General features: G+C 68.0%; 25 protein-coding genes. 10 read left to right on the top strand and 15 right to left on the bottom strand.

Annotated elements, in window-relative coordinates:
• The first annotated feature begins 13 nt into the window (after window positions 1-13).
• Window positions 14-1,006, top strand: coding sequence for a Bug family tripartite tricarboxylate transporter substrate binding protein (locus ACIPRI_RS01390; protein WP_446587737.1), 993 nt, complete (start codon window positions 14-16; stop codon window positions 1,004-1,006).
• Window positions 1,007-1,009: 3 nt separating this feature from the next.
• Here ACIPRI_RS01390 and ACIPRI_RS01385 read toward each other — a convergent pair whose 3' ends face one another.
• Window positions 1,010-1,816, bottom strand: a complete 807-nt coding sequence (locus ACIPRI_RS01385; RefSeq protein WP_446587735.1) for a ferritin-like domain-containing protein — start codon at window positions 1,814-1,816, stop codon at window positions 1,010-1,012.
• Between the two features lie 32 nt (window positions 1,817-1,848).
• Here ACIPRI_RS01385 and ACIPRI_RS01380 point away from each other — a divergent pair, with 32 nt between their 5' ends.
• Window positions 1,849-2,373 carry a gamma carbonic anhydrase family protein gene (locus ACIPRI_RS01380; RefSeq protein ID WP_446587733.1) on the top strand — a complete coding sequence of 175 codons (525 nt, stop codon included), beginning with the start codon at window positions 1,849-1,851 and terminating at the stop codon, window positions 2,371-2,373.
• A 28-nt stretch (window positions 2,374-2,401) separates the two neighbouring features.
• Window positions 2,402-3,403, top strand: a complete 1,002-nt coding sequence (gene hslO, locus ACIPRI_RS01375) for an Hsp33 family molecular chaperone HslO (protein ID WP_446587731.1) — start codon at window positions 2,402-2,404, stop codon at window positions 3,401-3,403.
• A gap of 9 nt (window positions 3,404-3,412) precedes the next feature.
• Here the strand turns inward: hslO and ACIPRI_RS01370 are convergent, their stop codons facing one another.
• From ACIPRI_RS01370 to ACIPRI_RS01345, 6 genes are read right to left on the bottom strand one after another with little or no spacing between them, the layout of a single operon-like run.
• Complete coding sequence (locus ACIPRI_RS01370; RefSeq protein WP_446587729.1) at window positions 3,413-3,865, bottom strand: hypothetical protein; 453 nt, start codon at window positions 3,863-3,865, stop codon at window positions 3,413-3,415.
• A gap of 27 nt (window positions 3,866-3,892) precedes the next feature.
• Window positions 3,893-4,168: a septum formation initiator family protein gene (locus ACIPRI_RS01365; RefSeq protein ID WP_446587727.1), complete on the bottom strand. Its 276-nt coding sequence runs from the start codon at window positions 4,166-4,168 to the stop codon at window positions 3,893-3,895.
• Between the two features lie 51 nt (window positions 4,169-4,219).
• Window positions 4,220-5,503: a phosphopyruvate hydratase gene (eno, locus tag ACIPRI_RS01360; RefSeq protein ID WP_446587723.1), complete on the bottom strand. Its 1,284-nt coding sequence runs from the start codon at window positions 5,501-5,503 to the stop codon at window positions 4,220-4,222.
• 44 nt (window positions 5,504-5,547) lie between these two features.
• Complete coding sequence (locus tag ACIPRI_RS01355; RefSeq protein ID WP_446587721.1) at window positions 5,548-5,838, bottom strand: DUF1330 domain-containing protein; 291 nt, start codon at window positions 5,836-5,838, stop codon at window positions 5,548-5,550.
• Window positions 5,839-5,855: 17 nt separating this feature from the next.
• On the bottom strand, window positions 5,856-6,713 hold the full coding sequence (kdsA, locus tag ACIPRI_RS01350; RefSeq protein WP_446587719.1) for a 3-deoxy-8-phosphooctulonate synthase: 858 nt from the start codon (window positions 6,711-6,713) through the stop codon (window positions 5,856-5,858).
• Window positions 6,710-8,380: a CTP synthase gene (locus ACIPRI_RS01345; RefSeq protein WP_446587717.1), complete on the bottom strand. Its 1,671-nt coding sequence runs from the start codon at window positions 8,378-8,380 to the stop codon at window positions 6,710-6,712. The genes kdsA and ACIPRI_RS01345 overlap by 4 nt, the downstream gene beginning before the upstream one ends.
• A 119-nt stretch (window positions 8,381-8,499) precedes the next feature.
• Between ACIPRI_RS01345 and coaBC the strand changes: the two genes are divergently transcribed.
• The 4 genes from coaBC to ACIPRI_RS01325 all read left to right on the top strand — a co-directional run bounded on the left by coaBC (window position 8,500) and on the right by ACIPRI_RS01325 (window position 11,165).
• Window positions 8,500-9,726, top strand: coding sequence for a bifunctional phosphopantothenoylcysteine decarboxylase/phosphopantothenate--cysteine ligase CoaBC (coaBC, locus tag ACIPRI_RS01340; RefSeq protein ID WP_446587715.1), 1,227 nt, complete (start codon window positions 8,500-8,502; stop codon window positions 9,724-9,726).
• A gap of 5 nt (window positions 9,727-9,731) precedes the next feature.
• Window positions 9,732-10,064 carry a hypothetical protein gene (locus ACIPRI_RS01335; protein ID WP_446587713.1) on the top strand — a complete coding sequence of 111 codons (333 nt, stop codon included), beginning with the start codon at window positions 9,732-9,734 and terminating at the stop codon, window positions 10,062-10,064.
• The gene (gene dut / locus ACIPRI_RS01330; RefSeq protein ID WP_446587711.1) at window positions 10,061-10,507 is read left to right on the top strand and encodes a dUTP diphosphatase; all 447 of its coding nucleotides are present in this window, start codon (window positions 10,061-10,063) and stop codon (window positions 10,505-10,507) included. The genes ACIPRI_RS01335 and dut overlap by 4 nt, the downstream gene beginning before the upstream one ends.
• 142 nt (window positions 10,508-10,649) lie before the next feature.
• Complete coding sequence (locus ACIPRI_RS01325; RefSeq protein WP_446587709.1) at window positions 10,650-11,165, top strand: glycine zipper 2TM domain-containing protein; 516 nt, start codon at window positions 10,650-10,652, stop codon at window positions 11,163-11,165.
• Window positions 11,166-11,234: 69 nt separating this feature from the next.
• On the opposite strand, the gene ACIPRI_RS01320 is transcribed toward ACIPRI_RS01325, so the two are convergent.
• The gene (locus tag ACIPRI_RS01320) at window positions 11,235-11,759 is read right to left on the bottom strand and encodes an FKBP-type peptidyl-prolyl cis-trans isomerase (RefSeq protein WP_446587707.1); all 525 of its coding nucleotides are present in this window, start codon (window positions 11,757-11,759) and stop codon (window positions 11,235-11,237) included.
• Window positions 11,760-11,773: 14 nt separating this feature from the next.
• Here ACIPRI_RS01320 and ACIPRI_RS01315 point away from each other — a divergent pair, with 14 nt between their 5' ends.
• From ACIPRI_RS01315 to ACIPRI_RS01305, 3 genes are all read left to right on the top strand, one after another.
• Window positions 11,774-12,928 (top strand): JmjC domain-containing protein, encoded by a 1,155-nt coding sequence (locus ACIPRI_RS01315; RefSeq protein WP_446587705.1) that lies wholly within the window; start codon window positions 11,774-11,776, stop codon window positions 12,926-12,928.
• Complete coding sequence (locus ACIPRI_RS01310; RefSeq protein WP_446587703.1) at window positions 12,918-13,430, top strand: hypothetical protein; 513 nt, start codon at window positions 12,918-12,920, stop codon at window positions 13,428-13,430. The genes ACIPRI_RS01315 and ACIPRI_RS01310 overlap by 11 nt, the downstream gene beginning before the upstream one ends.
• 101 nt (window positions 13,431-13,531) lie before the next feature.
• The gene (locus ACIPRI_RS01305) at window positions 13,532-13,813 is read left to right on the top strand and encodes a hypothetical protein (RefSeq protein WP_446587701.1); all 282 of its coding nucleotides are present in this window, start codon (window positions 13,532-13,534) and stop codon (window positions 13,811-13,813) included.
• A gap of 73 nt (window positions 13,814-13,886) precedes the next feature.
• Here ACIPRI_RS01305 and ACIPRI_RS01300 read toward each other — a convergent pair whose 3' ends face one another.
• The 7 genes from ACIPRI_RS01300 to ACIPRI_RS01270 form a co-directional block, all read right to left on the bottom strand.
• On the bottom strand, window positions 13,887-14,663 hold the full coding sequence (locus ACIPRI_RS01300) for an MBL fold metallo-hydrolase (RefSeq protein WP_446587699.1): 777 nt from the start codon (window positions 14,661-14,663) through the stop codon (window positions 13,887-13,889).
• Between the two features lie 4 nt (window positions 14,664-14,667).
• Window positions 14,668-15,753 (bottom strand): outer membrane protein assembly factor BamC, encoded by a 1,086-nt coding sequence (bamC, locus tag ACIPRI_RS01295; protein ID WP_446587697.1) that lies wholly within the window; start codon window positions 15,751-15,753, stop codon window positions 14,668-14,670.
• A gap of 125 nt (window positions 15,754-15,878) precedes the next feature.
• Window positions 15,879-16,769, bottom strand: coding sequence for a 4-hydroxy-tetrahydrodipicolinate synthase (gene dapA / locus ACIPRI_RS01290; protein WP_446587695.1), 891 nt, complete (start codon window positions 16,767-16,769; stop codon window positions 15,879-15,881).
• A 62-nt stretch (window positions 16,770-16,831) separates the two neighbouring features.
• On the bottom strand, window positions 16,832-17,416 hold the full coding sequence (locus ACIPRI_RS01285) for a class I SAM-dependent methyltransferase (RefSeq protein ID WP_446587694.1): 585 nt from the start codon (window positions 17,414-17,416) through the stop codon (window positions 16,832-16,834).
• A complete protein-coding gene (locus tag ACIPRI_RS01280; RefSeq protein WP_446587693.1) occupies window positions 17,407-17,547 on the bottom strand; it encodes a hypothetical protein in 141 nt (46 codons plus the stop codon). The genes ACIPRI_RS01285 and ACIPRI_RS01280 overlap by 10 nt, the downstream gene beginning before the upstream one ends.
• 27 nt (window positions 17,548-17,574) lie before the next feature.
• On the bottom strand, window positions 17,575-18,795 hold the full coding sequence (locus tag ACIPRI_RS01275) for an MFS transporter (protein ID WP_446587691.1): 1,221 nt from the start codon (window positions 18,793-18,795) through the stop codon (window positions 17,575-17,577).
• Window positions 18,796-18,910: 115 nt separating this feature from the next.
• A complete protein-coding gene (locus ACIPRI_RS01270; RefSeq protein WP_446587689.1) occupies window positions 18,911-20,119 on the bottom strand; it encodes an MFS transporter in 1,209 nt (402 codons plus the stop codon).
• Window positions 20,120-20,140 lie beyond the last annotated feature (21 nt).

Below are 20,140 nucleotides of genomic sequence, written 5' to 3'. Positions count from 1 at the left end.
GACACAAAAGCACATGACCCTGAATTCCGAATCGAGCCTCTCGCGCCGCGCCTTCGTGGCCGGCGCCGTCGCCAGCACGGCGCTGTGCAGCCTGGGCGTCGGCGCCCAGGCCTTGCCCAAGACCTTGCGCATCATCGTGGCCTACCCGGCCGGCGGCGTCAGCGACGTGATCGCCCGCGCCCTGGGCGACAAGCTGGCCTCGCAACTGGGTTGCACGGTGGTGATCGAGAACAAGGCCGGCGCCAGCGGCAGCATCGGCATGGACGCGGTGGCCAAGGCGCCGGCCGACGGCAGCGTGCTGGGCTTCTCGGCCATCAGCCCGCTGGTGCTCAATCCGCACCTGGCGAAGTCGCCCTTCGATCCGCAGAAGGACATCGCGCCCGTGGCCGGCGTGATGGTGTCGCCGGTGCTGATCCTGGCCACCTCGGCCAGCGGCGCGCGCGACTTGCGCGCCTTGCTGGCGCAGGCCAAGGCGACGCCCGGTGCGGTGCGCTGGGCCACCTCCGGCCCGGCCTCGCTGGGGCACATCATCCTGGCGCAACTGCAGGCCGCGGCCGGGGTCGACATCACCCACGTGCCCTACAAGGGCGGCGGCCAGCAGATGAACGACGCGCTGGGCGGCCAGTTCGAGATCCTGTCGATCAACGCCGGGCCCACCCTCGCGCCGCATATCCAGTCGGGCAAGCTGCGGGCGCTGGCGGTGGGCGCCCCGGCCCGGCTGGACAGCCTGCCGCAAGTGCCGACCCTGGCCGAACTGGGTTTCAAGGCGGCCAACCTGTCGTCGCGCTTCGGGGTGTTTGCGCCCGCGGCAACACCCGCGGTGCTGCTCGATCGCTACAACCTCGAGATCAACAAGGCGCTGCAGACGCCCGAGCTTCGCGCCAAGCTGCTCGCCACCGACAACCTGCCCTTGAGCGGCACCGCCGGTGCCTTCGCCGCCGAGATCGCGCAGGAGTACGACAGCAACGGGCGCATCATCCGCGCCGCCGGCATCAAGGCGGAATGACGTCTAGGACTGTGCGTCCAGCGCGCGCAGTTCGTCGTCGCTGAAGCCGGCGCGCGCCCTGGCCTCCAGGTTGAAGGGCGGCTTCAGGCGCGGTGCCTCGTAGTGCGCCACCAGGCGCGGATAGAGCGCCTCCGGGTCCTTGCCGGCGCGCTCGCACAGCCACCGGTACCAGTGGTTGCCGATGGCGACGTGGCCGACCTCGTCGGCCAGGATGACGTCCAGGATCGCCACCGCCTGATGCGCGTCGGGCGTGTCGACGCGGCGCAGCTTGGCTTGAATGAGCGGCGTGGCATCGAGCCCGCGCGCTTCCAGCGTGCGCGGCACCAGGGCCATGCGGGCCAGCACGTCGTCACGGGTGCGTTCGCACATGGTCCACAGGCCGTCGTGGCCAGGGAAGTCGCCATAGCGCCAGCCCATGGCCTGCAAGTGCGCATGCAGCAGGCCGAAGTGCTGCGCCTCCTCGTCGGCAACGCGCAGCCAGTCGCGGTAGTAGTCGGCCGGCATGCCGTCGAAGCGCCACAGCGCATCGAGTGCCAGGTTGATGGCATTGAATTCGATGTGGCAGATGGCGTGCACCAGCGCGGCCCGCCCCTCGGTCGTGAAGGGCGAACGGCGCGGCACCGCGGTGGCCGCCACGCGCAAGGGGCGCTCGGGGCGGCCGGGCACGCCTTCGTCATCGCCGGCGCTGCGCACGGACGCGTCGCCGATGCCCGCCAGGTCGTCGCTTGCGGCCAGCGCGCGGGTGGCTGCCACTTTCTGATCGGGGTCCGCCAGGCGCAAGGCCGCCAGGGCGCGAAGGCGAGGGTGCATCCCTACAATTCTAGTTTTCAAGGGGATCTTGCATGGCCTTGTATGAACTCGATGGCGTGGCGCCGCAATTGGCCAAGGGCGCCTGGGTGGCCGACAGCGCGCAGCTGATCGGCAACGTGCTGCTGGGCGAGAACGCCAGCGTCTGGTTCGGCACCGTGGCGCGCGGCGACAACGAGCCCATCACCATCGGCGCCAACAGCAACGTGCAGGACTTGTCGGCCCTGCATTCGGACATGGGTTCGCCCCTGACCCTGGGCGACAACGTGACGATTGGCCACATGGTGATGCTGCACGGCTGCACCATCGGCGACAACTCGCTGGTCGGCATCGGTGCGGTGGTCTTGAACAACGCCCGTATCGGCCGCAACTGCATCGTCGGCGCGGGCAGCGTGGTGACCGAGGGCAAGGAATTTCCCGACAACTCCCTCATCCTCGGCTCGCCCGCCAAGGTGGTGCGCACACTGGACGAGGCCTCGGCCGCGAAGCTGCGCGCCAACGCCCAGCATTACGTGGATAACAGCGAGCGCTTCCGCAAAGGCCTGAAGAAGGTCGGCTGAAATCCGCATCCCGGAAGGACCCTACGCTTTGAGCGAACTGCATAAATTCCTGTTCGAAGGCCTGCCGGTGCGTGGCATGGTCGTGCGCCTGACCGACGCCTGGCAAGAGATATTGGCGCGCCGTGCCTCCAACACCGCCACCGGCGCCTACCCGCCGCCGGTGGCCGAACTGCTGGGCGAGATGACGGCAGCGGCTGCGCTGATGCAGGCCAACATCAAGTTCAAGGGTTCGCTCATCCTGCAGGTGTTCGGCGACGGGCCGGTCAAGGTCGCAGTGGCCGAAGCCAAGCCCGACCTGAGCCTGCGCGCTACCGCCACCGTGACCGGGGGCATTGCGCCCGACGCGCGCCTGCCCGACATGGTGAACCTGCACGGCAAGGGCCGCTGCGCCATCACGCTGGAGCCGGCCGAGCGCGTGCCCGGCCAGCAGACCTACCAGGGCGTGGTGCCGCTGGCGGACGAGCATGGCAAGCCACTGGTGCAGCTCAATGAGGTGCTGCAGCATTACATGCTGCAAAGCGAGCAGCTCGACACCACGCTGATGCTGGCGGCCAATGACAAGGTGGCGGCGGGCCTGTTGATCCAGCGCCTGCCGACCAAGGGCCAGGCCAACCTGGCGGGCTCCGGCGAAGGGTCGAGCCAGGGCATCTCGCTGGAAGACCGCATGGGCCACAACGAGGACTACAACCGCATCTCCATCCTGGCCGGAAGCCTGACGCGCGACGAGCTGCTGAACCTGGACGTCGACACCATCCTGCGCCGCCTGTTCTGGGAAGAGAAGCTGCTGCGCTTCGAGCCGCAGGCGGGCATGCTGGGCCCGCGCTTTCGCTGCACCTGCAGCCGCGATCGCGTGGCCGGCATGATCCGCGGCCTGGGCGTGCACGAGGCAGAAGAGATCCTGGCCGAGCGCGGCGATATCGAGGTGGGCTGCGACTTCTGCGGCAAGCAGTACCGCTTCGACGCGGTCGATGCGGCGCAGATCTTCACTGCGCCGGGCGACCAGCAGCCCGCGAGCTCGACCGTTCAGTGAGCCGGCGCCTCAAGGCGCAGGCTCGGTTCCCTGATCGAGCTTCTTGTCCAGCAGGTCCCGGAAGAGGCGATGCTCGCAGGCGGGGTCGGAGCACTTGTCGCAGTTCCAGCGCCATGGCTTGCCCGTCGTCTGCGTGGCGGATTCCGCGGGCGGCAGGCCCAGCAAGGCTTGTATCAGGTGCCAGGCTGAAACAAGGCGCGCCTCGGCGTCGCCATGCAGCACCGAAAAGCCGATGCCCGATTGCATCAGGTGCTGGCGCCATTGCAGGTCTTCGGCTTCACCCGTGCTGTCGCAGGGTGCCAGCAGCAGGACCAGGGCCGGTTTCTGCAAGGCCGCGAGCGCAGCGGCGTCTTCGATCACCTCGGCGCGCAGCAGCGTGGACTGCAGGCGCGGGGCCAGTGCATCCGCCAATGCATGCCGGCCGCTACGGGCGGCGCCCAGCAGCGCGATCGGCGAAGGCATTGGCGGCGAGGCGGTGATGTGGCTCGCTCAGCGCGTGATCTGAACGAACACTTCGTTGGGCTTGACCATGCCCAACTCGGCGCGGGCCCGCTCCTCGACCATCTCGAGGCCTTCCTGCAGGTCGCGCACTTCGGAGGCCAGGCGTTCGTTGGCCTGGGCGGCGCGGGCGTTGGCCTCGGTCAGCTTGCCCAGAGTCTCGCGCTGTTGCGCGACGTCGGGCACGCTGCCGCGCCCGGTCCACAGTTGGAACTGCAGAACCAGGAGCAGCAGGACGAGAACGATCGGGACGATGCGCGAGCGCATGGAGCCGTGTGGTCTTCAGGCCTTCGTTTCGCGCGCCGTGCCGTTAGGCGCTCAGCGCAGGTTGTAGAAGGCCGCGCGGCCGGGATAGCTGGCCACGTCACCCAGGTCTTCCTCGATGCGCAGCAGCTGGTTGTACTTGGCCATGCGGTCCGAGCGCGACAGGCTGCCGGTTTTGATCTGGCCGGCGTTGGTGCCCACCGCGATGTCGGCGATGGTCGAGTCTTCGGTTTCGCCCGAGCGGTGGCTGATGACGGCGGTGTAGCCGGCACGCTTGGCCATCTCGATGGCGGCGAAGGTCTCGGTCAGGGTGCCGATCTGGTTGATCTTGATCAGGATCGAGTTGGCGATGCCCTTGTCGATGCCTTCCTTCAGGATCTTGGTGTTGGTGACGAACAGGTCGTCGCCCACCAACTGGACCTTCTTGCCCAGGCGCTCGGTCAGGTGCTTCCAGCCGGCCCAGTCGCCTTCGTGCATGCCGTCCTCGATGCTGATGATCGGGTACTTGTCGCACCAGGTGGCCAGCATGTCGGTCCAGCTTTCGGCCGTGAGGCTGAGCTTCTCGCCCGACAGCTCGTACTTGCCGTCCTTGTAGAACTCGCTGGCGGCGCAGTCCAGGCCCAGGGCGATCTGCTCGCCGGCGGTGTAGCCGGCCTTGTCGATGGCTTCCAGGATCAGCTGGATGGCTGCTTCGTGGCTTTCGACGCTGGGGGCAAAGCCACCTTCGTCGCCCACCGCCGTGCTGATGCCCTTGTCGTGCAGGATCTTCTTGAGCGCATGGAACACCTCGGCGCCATAGCGCAGCGCTTCGCGAAAGCTCGGCGCGCCCACCGGGATGATCATGAACTCCTGCAGGTCCAGGCTGTTGTTGGCGTGCGCACCGCCGTTGATGACGTTCATCATCGGCACCGGCATCTGCATGCCGCCCATGCCGCCGAAGTAGCGGTACAGCGGCAGGCCCGACTCTTCGGCGGCGGCGCGCGCCACCGCCATCGACACGGCCAGGGTCGCGTTGGCGCCCAGGCGGCTCTTGTTCTCGGTGCCGTCCAGGTCGCACAGGGTGCGGTCGAGGAAGGCTTGTTCGCTGGCATCCAGGCCCAGCACCGATTCGGAGATTTCGGTGTTGATGTGCTCGACGGCACGCAGCACGCCCTTGCCCAGGTAGCGGCTCTTGTCGCCGTCACGCAGCTCGATGGCTTCGCGCGAACCGGTCGAGGCGCCCGAGGGCACGGCGGCGCGGCCCATGGTGCCCGATTCGAGCAGCACGTCGCATTCGACGGTGGGGTTGCCTCGGCTGTCCAGGATTTCGCGGCCGACGATGTCTACGATTGCACTCATGGTCTTGGATGGTGAGTTGGTGTTGTGGGAGAGGGGTGTTCGGTTCAGAGACCTTCGACGGCGATCATGCGCATCACCGCGGCGCCGGCACGCGCTTCACGCGCCTTGTGGTACTCGGGCGTCTCGTAGAAGGCCTTGGCGGCTTCGAAGCTCGGGAACTTGAGGATCACGATGCGCGAGGGCGTCCAGTCGCCTTCCAGCACCGCCACCTGGCCGCCGCGCACGCAGACTTCGGCGCCGTGGGCTTGCATGGCCACCGAGGACCACTTCTTGTATTCCTCGTACTGCGTCGGGTTGGTGACTTCGACGTGGGCGATGACGTATCCGCTGCTCATGATGTCTCTTGCTTCTTTCAGGCTTGGAAGTTGTTTTCGAGAAAAGGCGTCTTCTTGGTGACGCGGTCCAGTGCCACCAGCGTCTCCAGCAGCGCCTTCATGTGCTTGAGCGGCACCGCGTTGGGGCCGTCGGAAAGCGCCTTGTTGGGATCGGGATGCGTTTCCATGAACAGGCCCGCGATGCCCACGGCGACGGCGGCGCGCGACAGCACCGGCACCATCTCGCGCTGGCCGCCCGAGCTGGTGCCCTGGCCGCCCGGCAGCTGCACCGAGTGGGTGGCGTCGAACACCACCGGGGCGCCGGTCTCGCGCATGATCGCCAGCGAGCGCATGTCCGACACCAGGTTGTTGTAGCCAAAGCTGGCACCGCGTTCGCAGGCCATGAAGCTGTCTTCGGGCAGGCCCTTCTCGCGGGCCGCGTCGCGTGCCTTGTCGATCACGTTCTTCATTTCGTGCGGCGACAGGAACTGGCCCTTCTTGATGTTCACCGGCTTGCCCGACTGCGCCGCGGCGCGGATGAAGTCGGTCTGGCGGCACAGGAAGGCGGGGGTCTGCAGCACGTCGACCACCTTGGCGGCCTCGGTGATGTCGTCTTCGCTGTGCACGTCGGTGAGCACCGGCAGGACCAGCTCGCGCTTGACCTTGGCCAGGATCTCCAGGCCACGCTCGCGGCCCGGGCCGCGAAAGCTCGAGCCCGAGCTGCGGTTGGCCTTGTCGAAGCTGCTCTTGAAGATGAAGGGAATGCCCAGCGCGGCGGTGATTTCCTTCAGCGTGCCGGCGGTGTCCATCTGCAGCTGCTCGGACTCGACCACGCAGGGGCCGGCGATCAGGAAGAAGGGCTGGTTGAGCCCGATGTCGAATCCGGCAAGTTTCATGCGACGACCTTCAAAGATTTTTTGTCCACCCCTTGATGCGCCAGCGCCGCGTCGACGAAGGCGTTGAACAGCGGATGGCCGCTCCAGGGCGTGGACTTGAATTCGGGGTGGAACTGCACGCCCATGTACCACGGATGCTGGGCCTTGGGCAGCTCGACGATCTCGGTGAGCTGCTCGCGCTGCGTCAGGGCCGAGATCACCAGGCCGGCCTTGCGCAGCTGGTCCAGGTAGTTCACGTTGGCTTCATAGCGGTGGCGGTGCCGCTCGGTCACCACGTCGCCATAGATGCTGTGCGCCAGGGTGCCGGGCTCCACGTCGGAGCTTTGCGCGCCCAGGCGCATGGTGCCGCCCAGGTCGGACTGCTCGTTGCGCGTCTTGATGCTGCCGTCGGCATCTTTCCATTCGGTGATCAGCGCGATCACCGGGCAGGGCGTGCTGGCATCGAACTCGGTGCTGTTGGCTTCCGGCAGGCCCGCCACGTTGCGCGCGTACTCGATGGTGGCCACCTGCATGCCCAGGCAGATGCCCAGGTAGGGGACCTTGGTCTCGCGGGCAAAGCGCGCCGCGCAGATCTTGCCTTCCACGCCGCGCTGGCCGAAGCCGCCGGGTACCAGGATGGCGTCGTACTTGGCCAGGCGCGAGACGTTGTCGGGCGCGATGGTTTCCGAATCGATGTACTCGATCTTCACGCGCGCATGGTTCTTCATGCCGGCGTGGCGCAGCGCTTCGTTGAGCGACTTGTAGCTGTCCGACAGGTCGACGTACTTGCCGACCATGGCGATGGTCACTTCATGCTGCGGATGCTCCACCTCGTGCACCAGGTCGTCCCAGCGCTGCAGCTTGGCCGGCGGCGTGTTGATGCGCAGCTTGTCGCAGATGAGGCCGTCCAGGCCCTGCTCGTGCAGTATGCGCGGCACCTTGTAGATGGTGTCCACGTCCCACATCGAGATCACGCCCCACTCGGGCACGTTGGAGAACAGCGAGATCTTGGCGCGCTCTTCCTCGGGAATGGGCCGGTCGGCGCGGCACAGGAGGGCATCGGCCTGGATGCCGATCTCGCGCAGCTTCTGCGCCGTGTGCTGTGTGGGCTTGGTCTTCAGTTCGCCGGCCGCAGCGATCCAGGGCAGGTAGCTCAGGTGCACGAAGGCGGCCTGGTTGGGGCCGGCGCGCAGGCTCATCTGGCGCACCGCTTCGAGGAAGGGCAGCGACTCGATGTCGCCCACCGTGCCGCCGATCTCGACGATGGCCACGTCCACTTCATCGGGCGTGCCGATGCCGGCGCCGCGCTTGATGAAGTCCTGGATCTCGTTGGTGATGTGCGGGATCACCTGCACCGTCTTGCCCAGGTAGTCGCCGCGGCGCTCTTTCTCGAGCACGCTCTTGTAGATCTGGCCGGTGGTGAAGTTGTTGGCCTTGCGCATCCTCGTGGTGACGAAGCGCTCGTAGTGGCCCAGGTCCAGGTCGGTCTCGGCGCCGTCGTCGGTAACGAACACCTCGCCGTGCTGGAACGGCGACATCGTGCCCGGGTCTACGTTGATGTAGGGATCGAGCTTGATGAGGGTGACTTGGAGGCCGCGCGATTCGAGGAGCGCGGCGAGGGAGGCGGAGGCGATTCCCTTGCCCAGGGAAGACACCACACCGCCGGTGACGAAGACGAATTTGGTCATGCCATTACCGAACGCGAGATTCGGGCAGTGGGAAATTCGAATTATAGGGGTTGGCCCCAAGTGGGTGCGCCGCGCGGGCCAAATACCGGGACGCGCACCGTCATTACACTTGCGACCCTATGCAAGACCTTGCCGGCAAACACATCGTCCTCGGCCTCACCGGAGGCGTCGCCTGCTACAAGTCGGCCGAGCTGTGCCGGCTGATGGTCAAGGCCGGCGCCACGGTGCAGGTGGTGATGACGGAGGCAGCCACCCAGTTCATCACGCCGGTGACCATGCAGGCGCTGTCGGGCCGGCCGGTCTACCTCTCGCAGTGGGACGCGCGCGAGCCCAACAACATGCCGCACATCAACCTGAGCCGCGAAGCCGATGCGATCGTGCTGGCGCCGTGCAGCGCCGACTTCATCGCGCGGCTGGTGCAGGGGCGCTCGGACGAGCTGCTGAGCCTGATGTGCCTGGCGCGGCCCATCGGCCGGGTGCCGCTTCTGATTGCGCCGGCGATGAACCGCGAGATGTGGTCGCACCCCGCCACCTTGCGCAACCTGGCGCAGGTGCAGGCCGACGGCGCCATCGCGCTGGGCGTGGGCAGCGGCGAGCAGGCCTGCGGCGAGACCGGCGACGGCCGCATGCTGGAGCCGGCCGAGTTGATGGAAGACATCGTCGCCCACTTCCAGCCCAAGGTGCTGATCGGCCAGCACGTGCTGGTGACGGCCGGGCCCACCTTCGAGGCGCTCGATCCGATCCGCGGCATCACCAATCATTCCTCCGGCAAGATGGGCTTTGCCATCGCCCGCGCCGCGCGCGAAGCCGGCGCCCAGGTCACGCTGGTGGCCGGGCCGGTGCACCTGCCCACGCCGCGCGGCGTCGTGCGCATCGACGTGCAGTCGGCTCAGCAGATGCTGGCGGCGGCGCAGACCATGGGCGAGGAGGCCAGCGTCTTCGTCGCCACCGCCGCGGTGGCCGACTGGCGGCCGGCCAGCCACAGCAACCAGAAGATCAAGAAGGACGGCAGCGGCAAGGCGCCGACGCTGAGCTTCGTCGAGAACCCCGACATCCTGCTGGCGCTGGCGCAGAGCGAGCGCGCCAAGCGCGGCCAGCTATTTTGCGTGGGCTTTGCCGCCGAGAGCGAGAACCTGGTGGAACATGCCAAGGCCAAGCGCGAGCGCAAGGGCATTCCGCTGCTGGTGGGCAACATCGGCCCGCTCACCTTCGGCCAGGACCACAACAGTCTGCTGCTGGTGGACGCGGCCGGCATCCGCGAACTGCCGCGCGCGCCCAAGCAGGTGCTGGCACGCGAACTGGTGGCCGAGATTGCGGCGCGCCTGCCCGCGTGGAAGCTGGCCTGATCGCCATGAATCCGCAGTGGGACACACCGCCCAACGGCGACTTCGCAAGCTATGTGGAGCGGCTGACGGCGCAGGCCGCGCTGCGCGCCGCTGCTTCCGCGCAACCTGCCCAGCATGGGATGCTGGTGCAGGGGGAAGAGGGCGAGGCGCCGCCGTCCGAGCCGGTGTTGCCGCAGCCTGAGCAGGAACAGGCGGCCGCCCGCGCCCGGGCGCTCTTCGGCGCGCCGGGCCAGCAGTTGCCGACCGAACACCCGCTGGTGCACGGACTCAGGCTGGCACTCAAGAAACTGGAAAACAGCCTGCAGCAGCACGGCATTGCACAACGCAAGAACAAATGAGAATCGACGTCCGCATCCTTGATCCCCGCATGGCCGAGCAATTGCCCGCCTATGCCACCCCCGGCAGTGCCGGCCTCGACCTGCGCGCCTGCCTGGACGCGCCGATCACCCTGGAGCCCAACGGCTGGCAGCTGGTGGGCACCGGCATCGCCATCCACCTGGCCGACCCCGGCTATGCGGCGCTGATCCTGCCGCGCTCGGGCCTGGGCCACAAGCACGGCATCGTGCTGGGCAATCTGGTCGGCCTGATCGACAGCGATTACCAGGGCGAACTGAAGGTGAGCGCCTGGAACCGCAGCAGCGTGCCTTTCGTGCTGCAGCCCATGGAGCGCCTGGCGCAATTGATGATCGTGCCGGTGGTGCAGGCGCAGTTCAACCTGGTGGCCGAGTTTCCGCCCAGCGAGCGGGGCGAGGGCGGCTACGGCTCGACCGGCAAGCACTGAAGAGCAAGGCGCCTGTTTCAGGCAGGTAAAGCCGGGAACCCGGCGTGAAACCCTGTGCTCGAAATGGGTGAAGGGTGCGTTGTATCTGTCACATGGAATGCGCACAGCGCACCGTATTGACGACGACGAGGAGCACACCATCATGAACAACACGCTCAACAACCGATTCCGATTCGCCCGACTGGGCCTTGGCGCGGTGGCACTGGCCGCCCTGACTGCCTGCGTGGCGCCGGCCCCGTACTACCAGCAGACCACCACCTACCCCTATTCGCCGGCGCCATACCCCATCGCCGCCACGCCGGCGCCGTACGCAGCCTATGGGCGCGTGGTGAACATCGAGGTGCTGCAGACCCAGACGAACGGCGGTCCTACCAGCGGCGGCGGCGCGGTGGCCGGCGGCGTGGTGGGTGGCGTGCTGGGCAACCAGATCGGCCACGGCAGCGGCCGTGCCGCGGCCACTGCGCTGGGCCTGGTCGGCGGCGCTCTGCTGGGCAATGCGATCGAGGCGAACAACCGCGCTCCACGCGTCTACCAGAGCTATCGCGTATCGATCCAGACCGACAACGGCAACTACCGCGCCTTCGACGTGTCCAGCCCCGGCGACCTGCGTGTGGGCGACCGGGTGCGCATCGACGGCAATCAGATTTCACGCATCTGAAACGCATCCACGCCAAAGAAAAAGCCGGGCAAGTGCCCGGCTTTTTTGTGCGCTTCGCGCCGGACTCCTTCAGTGCATGGTGTCGTTGCCCGGTGCCATGGTTTGCACCTTGAAGAAGCCCGAGCCCGTGGTGCCGCTGCCGATTTCTTCCTCGGTGGCTTCGCGCACTGCCACCACCGTCAGGTCCAGCCTCAAGGCGATGCCGGCCAGCGGGTGGTTGCCGTCGAGCACCACATGCTCGGGGTAGATTTCGGTCACGGTGTAGAGCTTGTCGGTCGGCAGGCCGGCGCTGGTGCCCTTGGGCAATGCCGCGCCGTCGAAGGTCATGCCCTCTTCGAGCTCCTTGGGGAAGGCGGCGCGTGGTTCGAGAAAGATCAGTTCCTCGTCGAAGTCGCCGAAGGCCTGCTCGGGCTCCAGGTGCAACTGCAACTTGGCGCCCGGTTCGTGGCCTTGCAACACGGCTTCGATGGCCTTGAGCAGGTCGTCGCCGCCCACCAGGAACTCGACCGGCTCGTCGAGTTCATCGAGCAGGTCGCCCAGTGTGTCCCGGAGCGTCCAGGTCAGCGCGACCACGCATTGTTCTGTGATTTCCATACGAGAATTGTCCCATGGACATCCAATCGCCACTGGCCCTGCTGGGCGGCATCAGCCCCCAGCAATTCATGCGCCGCTACTGGCAGAAAAAACCCCTTCTCATCCGCGGCGCTGTGCCTGCCATGGTGCCACCGATCGCCCGTGCGGCGTTGCTCGACCTTGCTGCACAAGAGGGCGTTGAATCGCGCCTGATCCAGCGCGGCGCCAAGGACAAGATCTGGACCTTGCGCCACGGCCCCTTCAACCGCCGCGCCCTGCCGCCGGCCAGCCGCCCCGGCTGGACCCTGCTGTTGCAAGGCGTGGACCTGCACCACGACGGCATCCATTCGCTCTTGCGGCAATTCCGCTTCGTGCCCGACGCCCGGCTGGACGACCTGATGATCAGCTATGCCAGCGACCAGGGCGGCGTCGGCCCGCACTTCGACAGCTACGACGTGTTTCTGCTGCAGGCGGCCGGCCGGCGCCGCTGGTCGATCGGGCGGCAACGCGACATGCGGCTGCAGGAAGGCGTGCCGCTGAAGATACTGGAACAGTTCGAGCCCGAAGAGAGCTTCGTGCTCGAAGCCGGCGACATGCTGTACCTGCCGCCGCGCTATGCACACGACGGCGTGGCCGAGGGCGGCGACTGCATGACCTATTCCATCGGCCTGCGCTCGCCCGCCAAGCGCCACCTGGGCGCCGACCTGCTGGCGCGCGTGGCTGAGGCGCATGCAGAAGAGCTCGAGCACGCGGCGCCGCTGAGCTCGGCCCACACGCACTACCGTGACCCGGGCCAGGGCGCGGTCGACGCGCCGGCTGCCATGCCCGAGGCGCTGCAGGCTTTCGCGCGCGAGGCGGTGGCGCTGGCGCTGCGCGAACCCGATGCGATCGAGCGCGCGCTTGGCGAATCGATGACCGAGCCCAAAGCCAACGTCTGGTTCGACGAAGGCGAGCCGCCCGACGAACCCTGGCAGCGCCTTGCCTTGGATCGCCGTACCCGCATGCTCTACGACGCGCGCCACGTCTACATCAATGGCGAGAGCTTTCGCGCCGGCGGGCGCGATGCCACCTTGATGCGCCGCCTGGCGGATCGGCGCGAACTCGCCGCCAAGGAGCTGGCCGGTGCCAGCGATGACGCACTGGCGCTGCTGCGCGACTGGTGCGAAGCAGGTTGGGCCCATGCCGATTGAGCCTGCGCCCGCCGGCGCCTCTGCGCTGCCCGCGGGCCCCTTTGCCGGCCCCGAGGCGTTTGCGGATCTGATCCGCAGCGCGCTCGATGCCGCGGCGCGCGAAGGCTGGCGCGAGTGGGTCTGGAGCGACCCCGACTTTGCCGACTGGCCGCTGGGCGAGCGCGCCGTGGCCGAGGCCTTGCAGAAGTGGTCGGCAGCGGGGCGCCGCCTGACGCTGCTGGCCGAGCGCTTCGACGTGTTCGAGCGCCATCACGCACGCTTCGTGCATTGGCGCCGCATGTGGGGTCACATCGTCGACGCGCGCGTGTGCCGGGGCGCGGGCCTGCCCGCGGTGCCCAGCGCCATCTGGACGCCCGGCTGGGCACTGCGCCGGCTCGACGTCGAGCGCTGCAACGGGCACAGCGGCACCGACGCGCTGGGCCGTCGCGCCTTGCGCGAAGCACTGGACGAATGCCTGCGCGCGAGCCGCGCGGGCTTTCCGATCACCACGCTGGGCCTGTAGGCCAAGGCCGCAAACACCCTTTGATACACGGTCGTGCCATGGTTGTGCCATATGCCGGGGCTAGAATTTTTTGGTCCTCGACTCGCTAACAAGGAGCACTCATGAACAAATCCGTCTGGCTCGTCTCTTCGCTGATCGGTGCTGCCGCGTTGACCGCGTGCGGCAAGCAGGAGACCTCTGCGCCGGCCGTCAATACGCCGCCGCCCGCGGCAGTCACCCCGGCTCCGGCACCGCCGCCGTCGCCGGCCGCACCTGCTGCCGCGCCTGCACCTTCAGCACCGGCATCGGATTCGGCAGCCGCACTGGATGAAGCCAACAAGGCCACGGAAGCCGCGCGCAAGGCCGCTGCCGACGCAGCCGCTTCGGCACCGAAGAAGCAATAGTGAGAGGGCGATTGCCCCGAGCATGAAAAAGCCGCCCTCGGGCGGCTTTTTCATTGGGCCGCTTGACGGCCGATCAGACGTCGAGCCAGGGCGTGCCCTCGGCCGCATTGGCCGTCAGCATCTCGTCGGCATGGGCGCCGAGCACCTGCGCCATGATCGTGCGCACGATCTCTGGCCGGTTGTTCTGTTCGCTCAGGTGGGCGGCCACCAGGTGGCGCAGGCTGGCGTGGCTGAGTGCCTTGGCAATGCCGGCTGCGGCGTCGTTGGACAGATGGCCCCACCTGCCGCCGACGCGCTGCTTGAGAAAAGGCGGATAGCCGGAGCCGGCAAGCAGTTCGCTGTCGTGGTTGAACTCCAGCAGCAGCGCATCGAGGCCCGCGAGCTGCGCAATGACGTGCGGCGTGGCATGTCCGAGGTCGGTCAGGATGCCCAGGTGCCGCGCGCCGTCGCTGCAGCGCAGCTGCAGCGGCTCGCGCGCATCGTGCGGCACGGTGAAGGGACGCAACTGCAGTTCGCCGATCGCGATCGCTTCGCTGTCGCGGGCAAAGAAGACGCGGCCTTCGTAGTCGCGCGCGCCGCTGGCCAGCCAGGTGCCTTCGCTCATCCACACCGCAACGTCGTGGCGTCGCGAGAAGGCATGCGCGCAACCGATGTGGTCGCCGTGCTCGTGGGTGATGAAGATGGCGGTGATGTCGGTGGGCGCCAGGCCGGCGCGCGCTAGGCGCGCCTCCAGGTGGCGCAGGCCGAATCCGCAATCGATCAGCAGGCGGGTGGTGTGCCCGCCGCTGCCGGCTTCGATCAGTGTGGCGTTGCCGGTGCTGCCGCTGCCGAGGCTTCGGAAGCGCAGCATGGCCCTACTTCATGTCGTCGGCGATGACCTGGACGATCTTCTTGGCGTTGTCGGTCGTGTCAGGTGCGCCGGTGTCGTTGAGCACGCTGATGATGCTTGCCTCGCCCTGGCTCTTGACCTGCACGCGCAGCTTGAGCGGCTTGGCGTCCTGGCCGGCACGGCCGAAGCTCAGGATCTTGGCCAGGGTGCCGGGCTCCTTGCGGTCCGGCGGCACGTAGCGCACGAAGTAGGTGCCGGCGGCGCGGTCGCGGTCTTCGACGGTGAAGCCGGTGCGGTCCAGCGTCAGGCCGACACGGCGCCACGCGCGGTCGAAGTTCTCGTTGATGCGCACCGTGGGCTGGCCGTTCTCCACGCTCACCGTGGCGCGCTGCACCACGGGCGGCGCGCCGGCGGCCAGCATGGCCTTGGACTGCTCTTGCGGCACGCCCAGCTTGACCATCATGCGGCGCAGGAACTCGGTTTCCAGCTCGGGATCGGCCTGGCGCGGCTGCCAGATCGTCTGGTCCTTGCTGCTGTTGGAATAGACCTCGGTCATGCCGCGGTGGCTCACGAAGATTTCGGTGCCGTTGCCGCTGCGCTCCAGGCGCGTGCGGAAGCGGTCGAGTTCGCCGGTGGAGTAGAGCGAATCGACCAGCTTGCCCAGCGTGCCGCGGATGACGTCCTGCGGCAGCTTGGCGCGGTTCTCGGCCCAGTCGGTTTCCATGATGCCGATGTTGCGCTGATCGGTGGACAGCAAAAAGCCGTTCTCCATCCAGAAGTCGCGGATCGGGTCCCACAGCTGATCGGGCGAGCGGTTGACCACCAGCCAACGCTGCGAGCCGGAACGCTCCATGCGCACGTCGCCGATCGCGCTCGACGCCGTGGGGGCGCTTGGCGCGTTGGCCATACTGGCCTGCATCGCGTTGGCCGACACGGGGGCGCCGGGCACGACGTAGCGGTTGTCGCGCGACAGCTGCGTGAGGTCGGGCGGCACTTCCAGCGTGGGCACCTTGCCGGCGCTCTTGTAGTCGATCTTGTCGCTCTCGAACACGGAGCAGGCGGCAAGGCTGGCGGCGACGGCCAGCAATGCGAGGCGCGATAGGGTATTCAAGGGGTTTCTTCCTGGGTGGATGGGCGCGAGGTCTCGGGGAGCCGATCTATGCGCGGCGGGCGTCTGGCCCGCGGGTGCGCAATGGGTTGCCGGCTTGCATGGCGGCGCTGGAGGCGTCTTTTCGGTCAATCCTTGAGTAGGCCGCTCTGGCGCAGTGCGGCCTCGACCACGGGGCGAGCCCCTTCGGACAGCTCGGTCAGGGGCAGGCGCAAGGTGCCGCCGCACAGGCCGAGCCGGGACATGGCCCACTTCACCGGGATCGGGTTGGGCTCCACGAACAGATGGCGGTGCAGGGGCAGAAGTTCCATTTGGATCTGCATCGCGCGCTTCACGTCGCCGGCAATGGCGGCCACGCACAGTTCGTGCATCTTGCGCGGCGCCACGTTGGCCGTGACGCTGATGTTGCCCTGGCCGCCGCACAGCATGAGCGCCACGGCGGTCGGATCGTCACCGGAGTACACGGCAAAGCCCTTGGGCACTTCGCGGATCAGCCACTGCGCACGCTCGATGTTGCCGGTGGCCTCCTTGATGCCGATGATGCCGGGCACCTGCGCCAGACGCAGCACCGTGTCGTGCGCCATATCGGCCACGCTGCGGCCGGGCACGTTGTAGAGCACCGTCGGCAGGTCGCCGACTGCTTCGGCAATCGCCTTGAAGTGCCGGTACTGGCCTTCTTGCGTGGGCTTGTTGTAGTAGGGCACGACCTGCAATTGCGAATCGGCGCCGACGCCCTTGGCGAACTTGGCCAGCTCGATCGCCTCGGCCGTGGAATTGGCGCCGCAGCCCGCCATGACGGGCACGCGTCCCTTGGCCTGCTCGACCGAGACGCGGATGATTTCGCAATGCTCTTCGACGTCGACCGTGGGCGACTCGCCCGTGGTGCCGACCACGCCAAGGCAATCGGTGCCTTCTTCGATGTGCCAGTCGATCAAGCGGCGCAGGGCCGGGTAGTCGACGCTGCCGTCTTCATGCATCGGCGTCACGAGTGCGACGATGCTGCCAGTCAGTTGCTGCAAGGGGGTGTCTCTTTGGGACGAAAAGTCCTCATTCTACCGGGGCCGGACCTCCGGCCGGTACCTCAGCCCCCTGGCGCCAACGGATAGCGGGGAGGGGTTTCTCCCGGGTGATTGGCGGGCCGCACGGCGGCGATGCGCTGGACGAAGCGCTCCGGCGCGGCAAGGAACCCGTCCTCGTAAGCCACCACGCGCAAATCGGCGGCGGCGCGCAGCAGTTCGCCGTTTTCAAGCAGGAAGTCCGGGCGCGAAGGCTTGCCCACGCTTTCGTTTCCCCGCGCAAAGGTTTCGTAGAGCAGCACCCCGCCGGGCGCCACCGCGGCCACGATGTCGGGCAGGCGCGCGCGCCAGAGGTAGTTGGTGACCACCACCGCGTCGAAGGCCTGGCCGGCGAAGGGCCAGGGGCCTGCCTCGATGTCGGCCAGCACGGTCTGGCCGAAGGCGCTGGCGCTGGCCAGCGCCTGTTCGTCGCGGTCCACGCCGGTGACCGGGTGGCCGCGTCCGGAAAACCAGCGCATGTGGCGCCCGCTCCCGCAAGCCACGTCCAGCACGCGGCCGCCGGCCGGCAGCAGGTGCGACCAGCGCTGGATCCAGTCGGAAGGGGTGGCCAGGGCGAGATGCGCGTCGCTCGCCATGGTCTTCAAAAGCATGACCAGACCTGGTCGACCAGCGTCACGAGAAAAGTCGGGCGGGTGTAGAGCACGAACACCGCGGCCAGCACCGCCGCCGCCGCGGCCAGCCAGGCGGCGTGCTGCAGGTGGCGGCGCGTCTCGTGTTGCATCCGGCGATTGTCGCTGTCTTCCCGGCCTCAGGCGGCTTGCGCGGCCGGGCGCGTCGGCCGGGCAATGGCGCCTTCGCGCACCGGCAGGTTGATCAGGGCCGCGAACACGCCCAGCGCGATGGACAGCCACCAGACGACGTCGTAGCTGCCGGTGCGGTCGTACAGGAAGCCGCCCAGCCACACGCCCAGGAAGGAGCCCACCTGGTGCGACAGGAAGACGAAGCCGCTCAGCATCGACAGGTGCGACACGCCGAAGATGCCGGCAATGATGGCGTTGGTCGGGGGCACGGTGGACAGCCACAGGAAGCCGATCACCGCCGAGAACACGTAGACCGAGGCCGGCGAGATCGGCACCGCGAGGAAGATGGCAATGGCAATGGCGCGCCCCAGGTAGATGGCCGCCAGGATCTTGCGCCGCGCCAGCCGCTGGCCCAGCGAGCCGGCGATGTAGGTGCCGAACACGTTGAACAGGCCGATCAGCGCCAGCGCGTAGCTGGCCACTTCGGGGCCCAGCCCCTGGTCGCGCAGGTAGCTGGGCATGTGCACGCCGATGAACACCACCTGGAAGCCGCAGACGAAGTAGCCCGCCATCAGGAGCTTGAAGCTCGGGTAGCGAAAGGCTTCCGCCAGCGCCTGGACGATGCTCTGCTCCCGATGCGCCTGGCCGGCGCCGTGGCGTGGCTCGCGCAGGCCCATGGCCAGCGGCACGATCAGCAAGGTGGCGGCTGACAACACCAGCAGGGCGTTCTGCCAGCCCAACTGCGCGATCAGCTGGCCTTCTACCGGCACCATGAGGAACTGGCCGAAGGAACCGGCCGCGGCGGCCACGCCCATGGCCCAGGAGCGCTTTTCAGCCGGAATCTGGCGCCCGATCACGCCGTAGATCACGGCATAGGTGGTGCCGGCGTGGGCCGCGCCGACCAGCACGCCGGTGGTCAGGGTGAACATCAGCGGCGTGGTCGACAGGGCCATGCCCACCATGCCCAGGGCATAGATCACGGCGCCCAGCACCAGCACCTTGGCGGCCCCCAACTTGTCGGCCAGCATGCCGGCAAAGACGCCCATCACGCCCCACGAGAGGTTCTGCACCGCCAGCGCGAAGGAGAAAGTCTGGCGCGACCAGTCCTGCGCCTGGGTGATTGGTTGCAGCCACAGGCCGAAGCCATGGCGGATGCCCATCGACAGGGTGACGATCAGGGCGCCGCACAGCAGCACCTGCCGCAGGCTCAAGGGTTGGGTGGAGTTCATGGCGGGCAAATGTAGCCAAAAGAGGCCATGAGCCTCGGCGCGATTCATGAATAACCTGCGCGGAATCAATGCGCGCGCCGCATCAAATGCCCGCCCGGCCCCAAGGCGGCTGCCTTCAGCCGGCTGCCAACGCGCGGGCGCGCTGGCGCGCGGTGGGCGGAAATCCGTGCGCGCAGGCGCGATAGGCCAGCAACAGCGCCGCCAGCAGAAGCAGCACGGCCACCCACGGCAGCACCTGGGCGCCGCGCGCATCGAGCAGCGCGCCACCTGCCAGGCCGCCACCGGCAATGCCGATGTTCCAGACCGTGACCAGCATCGACTGCGCGGTGTCGGCCGCCTCGCCGGCAGTCTGCGCGGCGGCGGTCTGGTAGAGCGTGGGTGCGCCGCCGAAGCTCAGGCCCCAGAGCGCCACGCCCAGCCAGACCGCGCCTGGCTGTGCGCCCAGCGCGGCCAGCGCCAGCGCCGCCAGTGCAAAGGCGGCCGTGCTCAGCAGCGCCAGGGCGCGCAGCCGCTGGTCGATGAGCGTGCCGGCGATCCACAGCCCGGCCACCGAAGCCAGCCCGAACACCAGCAGGACCCGCTCCACCTGCGTGGCCAGCCCGGAGCGCGCCAGGATCGGCGCGATGTAGGTGTAGAGGATGTTGTGCGACAGCACCGCCGCCAGCATCACCAGCAGCACCGGACGCAGCCCCGGCAGCGCCACGATCTGGCGCAGGCTGCGGCGCTGGCCCGCCTCCTGACCTGCGAAGTCCGGCACTTGCCAGCGCACCCAGGCAAGCAGCAGCAGCGCGACCAACGAAATGCCCCAGAAGGCAAAGCGCCAGCCCAGCGCCGCGCCGAGCCAGGTGCCGGCCGGAATGCCCAGCGACAGCGCCAGCGGGATGCCCAGCATGGCGACCGCGATGGCGCGGCCACCCTGCCCGGGCGCCACCATGCGCGCCGCATAGCCGGCCAGCAGCGACCACACCAGACCGGCAAACACGCCGGCCAGAAAGCGCGCCACCAGGGTCAGTCCGTAGTGCGGCGACAGCGCCACCACCGAGTTGACGACCATGAAGCCGGCGATGGCCGCCAGCAGCAGCGGTCGGCGCCGCCAGCCGCGGGTGGCCACCACCAGCGGGATCGCCGCCAGCAGGGAACCGATGGCATAGGCCGTCACCAGTTGTCCCACCAGCGCCTGGGTCACGCCCAGGCCGTCGGCGATCTGGGGCAGCAGGCCGGCCGGCAGGGCCTCGTTGAGCAAGGTGAGGAAGCCCGCCGCGGCCAGTGCCAGCAGGCCCGACAGCGGCAGGCGCGGCTCGGGGGTGGAAGAGGGTGGGTGCATCGTTGAACTTGAAGAAATGGA

The organism is Variovorax sp. LARHSF232, assembly GCF_052871435.1.
Note: the sequence above shows the minus strand (reverse complement) of the source record. Positions and strands in the feature narration are given on the sequence as shown.